A 13,982-nucleotide genomic window follows, 5' to 3' on the forward strand; every position below is an offset into this window, starting at 1 on the left:
GAGATACTCTTAAACGATCACAAAAATACTTAAAAGTCAAGGGGATTGACAGGGAGCCCCTGCCCCGGATGGGGCAGGGGAGGTGGTTGGAATTAGAACTGGATCTTAGATCCGAGGTCTACGTTATAGGTTCTAGAAGAGCCTCTGAGCTCGAAACCAAACTGGCTAAAGATTTCAAAGTTAGAAGATAAGGAAAGATAATTTCCTGCTTTTACAATGAAAGCATGTCTAGCTAGGTTTGTTGCTTTAGTTAACCAAACAGCTGTGGTTGGGCTAACGAGCAGAGACGTTTTACAATCAGGGTTGCTTCTTACAAGATCCGGAGCATAAGCCAAAGTTACATTGTAGGAAGCTATGTCATTGTCAGAGAATCTCTCAAACTTCACGCCGATAGGCATGGAGAGGTTTGTGAGATCGCTGCTTTCAAAGTATCTTCCTTCAGTGCTGTTATTTTCTTTAAAGTCCTCTTGGTGAGCATAAACCAATTGGAATCTTAAGAAAGGAGAGTACATATCAAATAAGGAAGAATAGGGAGATTCAATAGGCACAGTAGCACCGAGTTCCACTCCGAAGCAGTCGTTACCCCAATCACCCTTGATCTCTGGGTAGACGACGCCTTGTGGAGCGTATTTAGTCGTCATATTTGTCTTCATGTCGTTAGACGTGTGACTATACGTTAACTGTGCATTGAGTACTAACGGAGCTTGCGCGCCGAGAGTAGATTGTAGCAGGTTATCCCAAGCATCCCAGAAGGAGGTATGCTGATAATAAATAGATCCTGCGTAGATATTAGAATTATTCTTAGAGACTAAGTAATCTTTATCCCTTCCAAAGAGTTGGCAGAAAGCGGCGCTGAAGACATCATCGGAAAGTGTTTTGGCATACGCTCCCAATACATATCCAGCACTATGGTGACGAAACTTGCGTTTTGTCTCCGTTCCGCTTTTCTGTAAGAAGTTAGCTAATCCCGATGCCCAGAGGCCTCTTTGATAGTCAGCACCATTGACACTAATATCCATGAGGTTTTGAATGGCGCGTACATCTGAGAACGATCCCCATAAGGTATTAGGGACTAGAGGTCCTTGACGTTCAGGGTTAGGGTTATAGCCAGTTTGTTGCCAAGCTAAAGTAGCTAGTTGTGAGGTTGTGGCTGTGCCTTGTGCCCAGGATGTTGTCCAGAGACCTTGATAGCCATAATGAGCGGCTGGAGCATGGTCAGTTAGATGAGTTGTTGGGATTGTAGGTGTTCCTGTACCATTAGCTTTAGCTTCTATAATAGAAGGAAATTCTCGTGTTGTGGAGAAGACTGGATATTCGTAGCCGTTTCCGTCGGCATCGACTAAATTAAGAGAGGAGATTGTAACACTTTTGTTGGTTCCTTCAGCTGAGATTTGTGCTGCCAGAGGTACCCCCCCCCCCCCCAATGAGGCGGTATTGATAACCAGATTGCTTAGGGAAATATCTTCTGTGGTTGAGGTTAGATTGGTCCCCGCATCCATCTCAATAGCGCCGCCGGATTGGGTGATTTGCTTTGCTGACACTGTTACGCCATTTTTAAGTACAAAAGATCCAGATCCTACTGTGAGGGGTTGTTTGAAAAAGGATTTCAAATTGTCTGTAACTTGTTTTTCATCTTCTGTGAGCTTTTCTCCAGAAAAGACAATACGACCGGAATAGGTTGCAGCTCCGTCAGCTTTATTGATTTCTAATGTATCAGTGTCGCTGCCATTATTGGCGATTGGATCGTAAAAGAAAACGCCAAAACCATCTCTAGCTCTTAACTGAGAGAACTTCCCTCCAGAGCCTAAATCGATAGAGTTTCTTTTCGTTGAAGGAGTGCCCGTGGTTATTATTTTATTTCCATCAAAAATAATATCCCCATTTTCGGCAGTTAAGCTACATTCGCTGTCTGCATCAGCTATGCAAATAGCCCCGCCTTTAGGGTCAGCAGCTTTAGAGGTTGAATTATTAGAGAATAGGGTTGGCCCTCCAGAGATGATGGAGAGTTTTTTCGCATAAATAGCCCCACCTTCTTCTTTGGAAGTGTTTTCAGAGAAAAGCATCTGATCATTATTTTCTAATTGGAGATTCTCGTCACTACAGTAAATAGCTCCACCCTTTTTATCGGATGAATTCTTTATAAAATTTGCGCATACGGAGGAATTTTTAAGTGTTAGACTTTTGCAGTTAATTGCGCCGCCTTCTTCTGATGAGCAATTGCTCTTGAAAAGTAGTTTAGAGTTGTTGTCGAAGGTAGCAGTTCCTCCAGACTTAATAGCCCCTTGTCCGGTAGTTCCTGGAGGACAATAAGAACATGAAAACAAAGAAAATCCAGAGATTGATAATGTCTTATCAGCGGCGCTTACTTCAATAGCTGCTGGCTTAGCTGTAGCAGTAATATTATCAAAGCAAAGAGAATAGCCCTGTCCTATAAAAGTAAGATTTTCTGTAGTCTCTGTGAAACAGCTCTTTGTTAAAGGTGTTGTTTTCCCTGCATAAGTAATGCAGACGTTACCTTCGCAAGTATATTCAGCACCTGTTGTTGTTTCTTTAGTTTGGAACGCATCTGTTGTTGCATTTCCATTATAACTATCAGAGGAATTTAGAGTCTCTTGAACTGCTGCTGCAAAGCTCAAGGAGGTTGAAGCGAGCAGCCCCGAAGACACTAAGAACCAGTAAACTGGATGTTTCATGTTTTATGCTCTTGGGCAATTTGATATTACGTCAACCCGATCACAAAAATAATTAAAAGTCAAGGGGATTAGAGCTTCTGAAAAGAAGAAGCCCTGCTCTGGGATGAGCAGGGGGGTGCTTGTTAGAAAGAGACCTTAGCTCCAAGATCTACGTTGTAATTTCTTGAAGAGCTTCGTAATTCGAAACCAAATTGACTGAACATCTCAAATCCAGATGTTACGGCAATATGGTTGCCAGCACGAATTATGAAAGCTTGTCTAGCAAGATTCGTTGCTGTTGTTAACCAAGTAACATCATTAATAGCGAATCCTGTTATGCAGTTTGGATTATGACGGTACACATCAGGAACATACATCAATGTAAGATCATAAGCAGTTTTTTCTCCGTAGACGAGTTTCTCAAACTTCACGCCTATAGGGACGGAAACATTGAGAAGATCGCTACTTTCAAAGGTACGGCCTTCTCTTGTAGGTTCTTTAAAATCCTCTTGATGAGCATAGACAACTTGCAACTTTGCAAATGGAGCGTAGCTATCAAAGAAAGCATGGGTAAATATAGGAATAGGCACGCTAGTAGATAATGCGACACCCACAGTATCATTACCCCAAGAGCCTTTAACTTCAGGATAATCTGTATAGGTCGTTGTCATGTTGTTGTTGGTATGGCAATAGGTAACTTGCGCATCTAAGAAAATAGGAATCTCTTTGGAGAATCCTGAACAACAGGTGTTTGGTCCGTTAAATAATCGTGTGAGATCATCAAACTTACTTACGTGTTGATAATAGATAGATCCTGCATAGACATTTGCAGCATTTTTCGCTACAAGGTAGTCCTTGTCTTTCCCAAATAGCTGACAGAAAGCTACGCTAAGCGTATCTTCTTGAGAGGTATTTGTTGTTGCTCCTAATACATATCCCGAACTGATATGACGGAATTTGCGATTTTCTGCGCTGGGATCTTTATGCAAGAAATTCCCCACTCCAGAAACCCAAAGGCCACGACGTGTCTCTAATAGTGTATCTACGCTACGTTCCATGACATCCTGAATAGAACGTATATCCATAAAGGATCCCCAAAGACTATTTAATACTAGGGGAGCACGACGTTCAGGATTAGGATTGTATCCCGTTTTATTCCAGTTAAAGACAGCTGTTTGTGTTTTAGGATCTGAGCCGTTATCTGTAATCCAAGAGAGCGACCAGTTTCCTTGATACCCATAATGTTGTGCAGGAGAACGTGTCGTTGTGCTAGGCACATCTGTCGTTGTTATGCTTCCTTTTGCAGAAAATTGAATTCCTCCTAAAGCTAATGTTTCATTTAGCTTATGGTCTTCATAAAATTTTCCTGTAGGGTCGATAATACCAATAGCTCCTGTTACAGTGACATTCTTGGCATTCGCTACGGCGGCAATAACAGCGATTTTTGTTCCATCTAAAGAATTAGGATTGATCGCCAGGTTGGTTAGCGTGACATCTTCTGTTTTCGCAGACAGCTTTGTTCCTGCATCAATCAAAATTAGAGAGCCCGCTGTTTGCGAAACAGCTTTTGCCTCTACTTCCACACCGTTTCTTAAGATAAGCTCTCCAGCTGCTAATGCGATAGGCTGCGTGAATACTGTCTTTAAGTTGTCGGCATCGGCAGTTTGGTCTTCTGTGAGCTTTTCTCCAGAAAAGATAATTCTCCCATTGTAGACTTTAGTCCCTTCAGCTTGGTTTAAAGTGAGAAGATCTGCAGCAGTACCCCCAACAACTATAGGATCGTAAAAGGTAAGAGTGTTTCCAGAAGCCGCGCGTAAATTTACGAATTTCCCATTGCCTTCAATGTTAATCGCATTTCTCTTTACTGTAGCGTTATTTGCTGTAGCTATGAGGTTGTTTTCAAAAGTGATATCCCCGTGTTCCGCTGTTATGCTACATTCTCCATTGGCAGCAATACCGATTGCCCCACCTTTAGGAGCGGCGTTGGTCGCTTTGTTCCCTACGAATACCGTAGGTCCACCAGAAGTTAGATAGAGTTTATCCGCATAAATAGCCCCGCCTTTTGCTGCAGAAGTATTTTCCTTAAAAAGCAAGACTTTGTTATCTCTTATAGTAAGGACCGGTGTCGCACCTGTTTTGCTACAATGGATAGCACCACCGCAACCATCTGTTGTTCCAGTAACAGCATTGTTGTTAAAAACAACAGCGCTGTTTCCTGCAATAGTCGTATTCGCTTCTGCATATACTGCTCCTCCAGAATTCACGGCAGTATTTCCAGAAAATATGACTTTTCCTTGGTTGTCTGAAAGGTTAGCAACTCCTGTAGCAGCAATCGCTCCACCTTTTTTCGTGCTTGTGTTGGTGGTGAAGCTAATTTCCTTGCTCGAGCCGGTTAGAGAAAAAGCTTTGCAAGAAATGGCGCCACCATCTTCAGCGGAATGGTTCTGATTAAAAAGAATGCTAGCATTATTCGCTAAGTTTAATGCTCCTCCAGATTTCACTGCTCCTTTACCCGTATTCACGGTATGCTTAGGACATTTCTTGAAGCTCAATGTAGAAAAGTCTGTCAGAGTAAGAGTCTTATCCGCAGCAGAAACATAAATAGCTCCGGGATTAGCTCCAGAGTTTACGTTTTCTATCGCTAGGCTACGACCATTGCCTTTGAACGTTAGATCGTCTGCAGTTTGAACAAAGGCTGCAGAAACCATCGCCGCTGCTTGCCCTGCATCTACAATAGAAATATCACTCTCAACGTTGTAGGTAGTTCCTCCCGCAGTGCTTGTAGATTGCGGACTGAATGCTCCATTTGCATCGAGAACAGATTCTTGAGTTAAAGCCACTTCCGCATGCACCTGCGAGAAGTGAAAAGATAATGGTATCGTCAAAGTCGACGATATTAAAATCTTATATAAAGAAGGCCTCATTTTATACACTTGTGGTGAAATGAAAAAAACAGTTTCGTTAAATACTCATTAGTACAAAAGAAAGCAAGTCTAATACAGAAAAGACTTGACATGTTTTATTCATTTCTGGTAGGAGGCCCGGTTGTTTCAGAGAGAGCGGGGTTTTAGAATTTGTACTTTCCTCCTAGGTCAAAGTTGTAATTTCTAGAAGATCCGCGTAGCTCGAAGGCTCCATGACTGTAGAGTTCGAAGCTCTTTGTTAGATGGTGATGAGTAGAGCCATCGATGATTACCCCTTGTCTAGCTAAGTTTGTTGCTTCTGTAGCCCATGTAGCATCTACGGAAGGTAGGAACACTTTAGATTTTGGAGCATCACGATAGATGTCAAGCTGATAGATAAGGTTGGCATTGTAAATGCCGTACTTACCTGTTTTCTCCAGCTTCATACCGATAGGGAGGGAAACATTTACAAAGTTTGCACTTTGGAATACCCTATTTGCATCTCCGCCTTTAGTTTCTTTGAAGTTTTGTTGTTGTACGAAGACAATATGAAGTTTCGTGAATGGAGAAAACTCATCAATTATTGGATTCTCGATAATCATAGGAAGGTAGCCACCCAGTTCTCCAGCTACGCAATGGTTATTCCATTTGCCTCTTGACGAAGGATCGGGAGTGTGTTTTGTTGTCATGGAGTTGCGAGTGAAGCTGTAGCTAAGCTGACTATCTAAAATTATCGGCATTTGCTCAGGAAGTTTAGTAAGGATAGCGCCTTTCTTTTTCGAGAGCTCATAGCGGTGGACTAGCTTTTCACGTTTTGTATGGATAGATAACGCATAGATATGCTCTATAGCATCTGCAAAGCGATAATCTTTAGATTTACCAAATAGCTGACAGAAGGCAACATCCACAACCTTATCGGTGATAGGTTGTGCGCTTGCACCTATAACGTAGCCAAAGCTTCTATGACGGAAGCCTTCCTGTGCTTTCGTAGAGCTTCTATGGAAGAAGTTAGAGAGTCCCGAAATCCATATACCTTTAGAGAAGTCTTCACTTCGCGTGCTCGCTTCAACAAGTTGTTGAATAGCTTGAATATCATTAGCAGCGAACCATAAGCTATTAGGAACTAAAGTGGCACGTCGATTAGGAGAGGGAGTGTACCCCAGGGATATCCATTGCAGTTCAAAGGAGACTTTGCCACTAGCATCTTTAACTTCTTTGACCTCCCATTTTCCTTGATAACCAGAATTAGAGCTTGTCGATCCTTGAGGAATCATATTGAAACCAGAAGTATCTACTTTCCCGGTACCAGCTGCAGAAATAGAGAAGAGATTAGCAGAGAAGTTTTTGTTTAACATTGGATTATCGTAGAAATTCTGACTGCTATCTTGGAACTTCAAATCTCCGGTTATGGAGACGTTGCCGTTTCCTGTCGCAGAAAGAGTAATCACTTGTCCTCCACCTAGAGAGTCTAAGTTGACGGCAAGATTGTTAATTACGATGGATCCATCTGGGTTGGTTACTTGTGAGTTAGATACAATAGGAGCTGCTGCGGAAGGTCTTCTTTGTTTAAAGTTCATTAAAGAGCGGGCGACTAACTCAGATATCACCTTAGGGTTCTTAGATTGGGTTAATGCTTTTATAACAGGAAGAGCCACAGCTGGTGCTGCAGGAGCTGGTGCTGCGTTCGGAGCAGAAGTGGAAGTAGTAGGGTCGTGGGTGACTATAGATGTTCCACCATCCATAATAATTAAAGAACCCTCTTGCTGGATAAAGGAATCTACAACTAGACCTGCGCCACTTTTTAAAATAAGAGTTCCTGCTTCAAGAGAGACGCCGGTGTTAAAAACACTTATCGCATTCAATGGATTTGCAGCCTCTTCTGAGGATAACTTCTCTCCCGAAAAGACAATTGTCCCATCATACACAGTAGTTTTGCTTGTGTCGGCAGCATTGATTTTTATTGGAGTTTTAGGAGTTGCTGCGTTCGTAGATGCAGCAACAGCGGCCGCTCTTATTAAAGAAGTTGTGGGAGGAGTAGGAGCAGGAGATGGCGTTACTGCAGTTGCTTGGGCCATGGTAATAGGATCATAGAAAAAGATCGTTTGGCCTGTTCCTGCACGTAAATGGGAAATTTTAGCCCCACTATCTAAATGAATAGCGTTGTGCGTAGGCTTTTGATCAGCGCTCGTTTGTTGAGCACTAGCTGTAGATGCTCTTAAGGAAAGAGCAGCCTGAGGTAGCGCGCTACTTGTGCTTCCATTAGATCCCGGAGTTTTACTAGGAAGGGTAATGGTATCGGCAGCTGTAACAGTATTTCCTTGGAAGGTAATGGATCCTGTTTCAGCTGTGATGCTGATATCTCCACCCTCAGCAATGAAAATCGCTCCACCTTTTCCTGATGAGTTATCAGAGAAGGAGATATCTCCACCAGAAGATAGAACTAATTTTTTAGCATGAATAGCTCCACCACTGACAGTCGAGGAGTTATTCGTAAATGTCACTGAGATGTTGCCAGAGATCGTTAAACACGGATCCTTAGCAGACTCTGGTGCCGATTGTAATGTTTTTTGTACAGGAGCTGTTGGGCTATTTGCTAATAACGCTATATATGCAGAAGGAGCTACATCTGAACTAGCAGGAGAATCTCCAGAGGTTCCAGCACCTGCAGCCCCAGATGGACTACTATCTGAACCGCTAGAGGGACTAGCAGCAGGAGAACCAGAAGGGGAGCCAGTAGAAGGCTGGTTAGTGCTTCCTCCAGATGCAGGAGCAGCTAAACAATGGATAGCTCCACCAGTTCCCGTTGTGACTGTTTGACTCGCTGCGCTTCTAGTGTCTTGCGCTGCAGCGGGAACTACTTGAGCTTTGTTTCCAGAAAAGACAACAGCTGCGTTTCCTGTAATGTCGAAATTCCCAGTAACAGATATCGCCCCGCCTTGCTCTTTAGCGTTGTTGTTAGAGAAGGTACATGTTCCAGTGTTGTTTTCTATTTTTCCTGTGCCGCCATCAATATGAATAGCTCCGCCAGCTTTCTTAGAGGCGTTGTTCTCAAATGTAATATTAACGTTTTCTTTGAAAACAATGCTTGGGGCGCCGGTAGTGTCAGCAGAACTTGCATCTTTTACGTCGGAAACTTGAAGTGTTGAATCGTCAGAGGCTTTGCTCACATCAGCAGTTGCCCTAGAGGGTAGATTCCAGAGGCTCGCTGAAGCTGCAGGGTCTGTAGGGGCTGAAGATCCCCCACCACTAACTGTGGAGTCTGTTCCTGAGTCTCCAGTTTGAGAGCCTCCAGAGCTCCCTGCTTGATTTCCATCGTTAGATCCAGAATTTCCTGAATCTGAAGAATCTCCTGAACCATCAGGATTTTCTGGAGGTGTTGCAGTTTTAGGTCCTACATAGATAGAGCTGTCTGCTTGATCTTGAGTTTGGTTTGTGGCACTGGAGAAGGTTAAATCGCTAAATCCTGAAAATGTTAACTCAGATCCCGCGCTATTGTTAACGGCAGATCCTTTCCCTGTGACACTAACATTTCTAAAGGTTAAGGAATGGTTTTGGCCGGTAAAAGTTAAGGGGCCTACAGTATTTGAAAAACAACTTTTGTCTGTTTCCTGAGCTGTGGAAGAATTTTGATCTCCGCTGGATTGGCTTTGCGAAGCCTGAACTTGCGAATCCTGACCTTGAGGATTAGATGACGTGTCTTGTGATTCGGATATATTTTGAGAAGCTTCTTGGCCAGTAGAGTCGGCTTGGTTTGTAGTGCCGGCTTGGTCAGGAGAAGATGAGGAGGTACCCCCGCAGGTTCTGTATTCGCTCTAATTCTATGTGACGAAACAAGAGGAGTTTCGGCATTAGTATTCTTGTTTGGTTCTTCTGTAGCCTGCGCAGTATCAGTAGCCCCTTGATCAGTAGGTTCTGCAGTCGTTTCTGTCTTTGGGGTATTTTCATCAGAAACTGCATTTGCAGTAGGGGTAGAAGGTTCGGTGGGAGAGGGTTGTGCTGTCTCTGCCGTAGACTCTTGATTAGGACTCTCTGCATTAGGAGTGCTGTGATCAGAAGATGATTTTTCAGAAGTTTGATCCGAACTCGTGCTCTTATTCTCTGATGAAGCATCTGTTGGTTTTACATCTTTCGATTCTTTCTGAGTCTCGGAGGCAGAAGGTAGCTGCGTTTTACTTATGTTTGTAAAAGATACATCACTTTCCAGAGTGTAGGTGGTTCCTCCTTCAGTAGAAGACTCTTTACGTGTAAAGGGCGTATCTGTTTGAGAAGTCCCGTCGTAATTGTCGGTAGAACTTAAGGTTTGGTTTCCGTTTTGTTCTTGAGACTGAGCTTTGGAGAGGCTGGCCATTAGAAGAGGTTCGGCAGCCACTATAGATGATAATGGAAGTGTAATGGCAGAGGAGATTAACAACCAAGGAACAGAAGGCTTCATAATAGAGTGTTTTTGGTGATATGGAAGATTCTTCACGCAATAGAAGATGGAAATTAAAAAATCAAGAGACAACAGGAGAGGAAAATCGAGGAGAATTGCAAGAGTGGGAAACAAAAATACAAAAAGCCACATGAAATCATGTGGCTTTTGATGTTCTCGTCGATATCTATAAAACTAGGAGAATTATTTTATGAGGAAATCTCAGGTTTTGAGAAAAGAGAGTCTAATTTTTAGGATCACAGTGATGAGATGCATGACCTTTTGAACAGCAATCTCCCCCTCGACGCTTTTTGCAGCAACAATTACAAAAGCTTACTAAAGAAATCATTCCAGCGATTCCAATAATAATATAGGTAATTTGTGTTGCTGTTGCGCTTGCGCCCCCGCACAGTCGAGCAATAAGGTTTACTTTATGATGAGTTAATCCTATAATTCCTACGTTCAATGCAGAAAGAACAACAATAAGAGAGGATAATCCCCGAACGAGTTTGCCTAGCATTGCTTTTCTCCTAAGTGATGTATACTTAATTCCATCTTTTAATCTTTTTTATAATTTAATAAAGTTTTTTTTTGTTCTCAGGCGTCGGGGGAGATGTTGACTTTTTGCATACAAGGAGTTAAGTTGTGCAAGAAGTTTTTTCGTGAAAACTCAAAATGGACATTAGCTTCGTCAGAATAAACTATCGGGATTTAGGAAATGACACAACCCTACATAACTAGAGAAGAAATTTTACTTTTAGCGAAGAGCTCAGCTTTGGAATTAAGCGAAGAGCTGATTCAAGAATACGAATCTTCGTTAAACGATGTCATCGGCATCATGAAAGCATCTATTGCCTTGGATGTGGCCGATGTAATTGTTGAGGTTGGTCTATCCCACACTGTTGGACCTGAAGATTTGCGAGAAGATGTCGTCGCCTCAAGTTTCTCTCGTGAGGAGTTTCTTACCAATGTCCCCGAGTCTTTAGGGGGATTAGTGAAAGTACCCACAGTAATTAAGTAGCGATCGTGGTTTTAGGAATATGTATCAAAAGAGTGCCTTAGAGTTAAGAAATGCTGTAGTTAGCGGAGAATCTTCAGCTACAGCGATAGCAGAGTATTTTTATAATAGAATAGCAACAGAAGATAGCCGCATAGGTGCATTTCTTTCTCTTTGCCAGGAAAGAGCTTATGAAAAAGCTGCTAGTATAGATGCAAAACGTGCGAGGGGAGAACTTTTAGGGAAACTCGCAGGTGTCCCCATCGGGATAAAAGATAATATCCATATTATGGGATTGCGTACGACCTGCGCTTCTAAGATGTTAGAAAATTATGTAGCCCCTTTTGATGCTACTGTCGTTGAACGTATAGAAGCTGAAGATGGGATTATTCTAGGCAAACTCAATATGGATGAGTTCGCCATGGGATCTACCACCCATTACTCTGCTTTCCATCCAACAAAAAATCCTTGGGATTTATCCTGTGTCCCTGGGGGATCTTCCGGAGGATCTGCAGCTGCTGTTTCTGCAAGATTTTGCCCTATAGCTTTAGGTTCTGATACTGGAGGCTCTATACGTCAGCCTGCAGCATTTTGTGGTGTTGTTGGATTTAAACCTTCCTATGGTGCTGTCTCTCGTTACGGTTTAGTCGCTTTTGGCTCTTCATTAGATCAGATAGGTCCTTTAGCCACTGTTGTTGAGGATGTTGCTTTAGCTATGGACGTTTTCTCCGGTAAGGATGAAAAAGACGCCACCTCGCAGAAGTTTTTTTCAGGATCTTTCCAAGATGCCTTATCTTTAGAAGTCCCTAGATTGATTGGCGTGCCTATGGGATTTTTAGAAGGTTTGAGAGATGATGTTAAAGAGAACTTCTTCGCATCATTAAATATTTTAGAACGTCAGGGCAGCCGGATCGTTGATATAGATCTCAATATTTTACATCATGCTGTTTCTGTATACTATATAGTAGCTTCTGCTGAGGCTACGACAAATCTCGCGAGATTTGACGGTATCCGCTATGGATACCGCTCTCCAGACGCCCATAGTATGGAAGATGTCTATACTCTTTCTCGCGTTCAAAGGTTTTGGTAAGGAAGTTATGCGTAGGATCCTTTTAGGGAACTACGTGCTATCTGCAGAGCGTCAGAGCGTATACTATAAACAAGGTACAGCAATCCGCGCAAAAATCATTCAAGCTTTCCAAGCAGCGTATGAAAAATGTGATGTCATTGCTATGCCGGTATGTTCTTGCCCAGCATTTGCTGATGGAGATATTCTCGATCCGATCTCTTTATATCTACAAGATATCTACACTGTTGCTGTGAATCTCGCCTACTTACCTGCTATCGCCGTGCCTTCAGGATTTTCTCGAGAAGGCTTGCCTTTAGGATTTCAGGTGATTGGCCAGAAAGGTAAAGACCAGCAGGTCTGTCAGGCAGGCTATAGCTTCCAAGAACACGCAGGAATTAAGAATTTATACCCTAAGGGATGTAAGAAACTTTTTGATGGAGAGGTGAAGTAATGAGCGATGTTTATGCTGATTGGGAATCCGTCATAGGTCTTGAGGTCCACGTAGAATTAAATACCAAATCAAAGTTATTTAGTTGTGCACGAAATCGTTTTGGTGATGAGCCTAATACCAATATCTCTCCTGTATGTACAGGAATGCCAGGATCTTTGCCTGTATTAAATAAAGAAGCTGTAAGAAAAGCGATTTTATTTGGTTGTGCGGTTCAAGGAGAGGTTGCTTTATTAAGCCGTTTCGATAGAAAGTCCTACTTTTATCCCGATAGCCCTAGGAATTTTCAAATTACACAGTTTGAACATCCTATAGTGCGTGGGGGACGTGTAAAAGCTATTGTCCAAGGCGAAGAGCGTTATTTTGAACTTGCCCAAGCGCATATTGAAGATGATGCAGGAATGTTAAAACATTTTGGGGAGTTTGCCGGGGTTGACTACAACCGGGCCGGTGTACCTTTAATAGAGATTGTCTCTAAGCCTTGTATGTTTTGTGCAGATGATGCTGTTGCTTACGCCACAGCTCTTGTCTCCTTATTAGATTACATTGGAATTTCTGATTGTAATATGGAAGAAGGGTCCGTACGTTTCGATGTAAACGTTTCTGTACGTCCTCGCGGTAGTGACGAACTACGCAATAAGGTAGAGATTAAAAACATGAACTCATTTGCTTTTATGGCGCAAGCTTTAGAAGCAGAACGCTGCCGACAGATAGAGGCTTATTTAGAAAATCCTAATAAAGATCCAAAGACTGTCATTCCTGGAGCCACATACCGTTGGGATCCTGAAAAGAAAAAAACGGTATTGATGCGTCTTAAAGAACGAGCTGAAGATTACAAATATTTTATAGAGCCTGATCTTCCTGTATTGCAATTAACGGAAGCGTATATCAATGAAATCCGTGATACGCTTCCTGAGCTTCCTTATGACAAATACCAAAGGTATTTGCATGATTATGCGCTTGCTGAGGATATCGCTGCTATTTTAATCAGCGATAAGCATATTGCGCACTTCTTTGAGCTAGCTGCTGCAGAATGTAAAAACTACAGAGCTCTTTCTAATTGGGTGACTGTAGAGTTTGCAGGACGTTGTAAAACGCAAGGTAAGAACCTTGCCTTTTCAGGGATTCTTCCTAGCAGCGTAGCTCAGCTTGTCAATTTTATTGATAAGGGAGTGATTACTGGAAAGATCGCTAAAGATCTTGCCGATATGATGATGGAATCTCCAGAAAAGAGCCCCGAAGCTATTCTTAATGAACATCCTGAGATGTTGCCAATGACAGACGAAAGTGCTTTAGTGGCGATTATTTCTGAAGTGCTAGCTGCTAACGCACAATCTGTCATCGATTATAAGAATGGCAAGACCAAAGCTTTAGGATTTTTAGTTGGTCAAATTATGAAGCGCACTCAAGGAAAAGCACCTCCAAACAGAGTGAATGAGCTTTTACTTGCTGAATTAGATAAATAGTAGTTGAAAAATCTAA

8 protein-coding genes and 1 pseudogene are annotated in these 13,982 nt (G+C 42.5%); 4 read left to right on the forward strand and 5 right to left on the reverse strand.

Features of this window, described 5'->3' with window-relative positions; all coding sequences use genetic code 11:
• Positions 1 to 92: 92 nt before the first annotated feature.
• The 3 genes from CCA_RS01435 to CCA_RS01445 all read right to left on the reverse strand — a co-directional run bounded on the left by CCA_RS01435 (position 93) and on the right by CCA_RS01445 (position 8,742).
• Positions 93 to 2,693, reverse strand: coding sequence for an autotransporter domain-containing protein (locus CCA_RS01435; RefSeq protein WP_011006252.1), 2,601 nt, complete (start codon positions 2,691 to 2,693; stop codon positions 93 to 95).
• Between the two features lie 122 nt (positions 2,694 to 2,815).
• Positions 2,816 to 5,596: an autotransporter domain-containing protein gene (locus CCA_RS01440; RefSeq protein ID WP_011006253.1), complete on the reverse strand. Its 2,781-nt coding sequence runs from the start codon at positions 5,594 to 5,596 to the stop codon at positions 2,816 to 2,818.
• 143 nt (positions 5,597 to 5,739) lie between these two features.
• Positions 5,740 to 8,742 carry a polymorphic outer membrane protein middle domain-containing protein gene (locus CCA_RS01445; RefSeq protein WP_370919293.1) on the reverse strand — a complete coding sequence of 1,001 codons (3,003 nt, stop codon included), beginning with the start codon at positions 8,740 to 8,742 and terminating at the stop codon, positions 5,740 to 5,742.
• On the opposite strand from CCA_RS01445, the gene CCA_RS05460 reads away from it, so the two are divergent.
• Positions 8,735 to 8,857, forward strand: a complete 123-nt coding sequence (locus CCA_RS05460) for a hypothetical protein (protein ID WP_370919294.1) — start codon at positions 8,735 to 8,737, stop codon at positions 8,855 to 8,857. The genes CCA_RS01445 and CCA_RS05460 overlap by 8 nt on opposite strands.
• A gap of 292 nt (positions 8,858 to 9,149) precedes the next feature.
• On the opposite strand, the gene CCA_RS05465 is transcribed toward CCA_RS05460, so the two are convergent.
• Positions 9,150 to 10,007: a hypothetical protein gene (locus CCA_RS05465; RefSeq protein ID WP_050707691.1), complete on the reverse strand. Its 858-nt coding sequence runs from the start codon at positions 10,005 to 10,007 to the stop codon at positions 9,150 to 9,152.
• 223 nt (positions 10,008 to 10,230) lie between these two features.
• Positions 10,231 to 10,506, reverse strand: a complete 276-nt coding sequence (locus CCA_RS01460) for a DUF378 domain-containing protein (RefSeq protein WP_011006254.1) — start codon at positions 10,504 to 10,506, stop codon at positions 10,231 to 10,233.
• Positions 10,507 to 10,704: 198 nt separating this feature from the next.
• Here CCA_RS01460 and gatC point away from each other — a divergent pair, with 198 nt between their 5' ends.
• The 3 genes and pseudogenes from gatC to gatB all read left to right on the forward strand — a co-directional run bounded on the left by gatC (position 10,705) and on the right by gatB (position 13,966).
• The gene (gene gatC / locus CCA_RS01465) at positions 10,705 to 11,007 is read left to right on the forward strand and encodes an Asp-tRNA(Asn)/Glu-tRNA(Gln) amidotransferase subunit GatC (RefSeq protein ID WP_011006255.1); all 303 of its coding nucleotides are present in this window, start codon (positions 10,705 to 10,707) and stop codon (positions 11,005 to 11,007) included.
• Positions 11,008 to 11,026: 19 nt separating this feature from the next.
• Positions 11,027 to 12,503 (forward strand): annotated as a pseudogene (gene gatA, locus CCA_RS01470) (Asp-tRNA(Asn)/Glu-tRNA(Gln) amidotransferase subunit GatA).
• Positions 12,503 to 13,966 (forward strand): Asp-tRNA(Asn)/Glu-tRNA(Gln) amidotransferase subunit GatB, encoded by a 1,464-nt coding sequence (gene gatB / locus CCA_RS01475; protein WP_011006256.1) that lies wholly within the window; start codon positions 12,503 to 12,505, stop codon positions 13,964 to 13,966. Before gatA ends, gatB begins: the two are co-directional and overlap by 1 nt.
• Positions 13,967 to 13,982 lie beyond the last annotated feature (16 nt).

Origin of the sequence: Chlamydia caviae GPIC (assembly GCF_000007605.1) — a bacterium.
GTDB lineage: Bacteria > Chlamydiota > Chlamydiia > Chlamydiales > Chlamydiaceae > Chlamydia > Chlamydia caviae.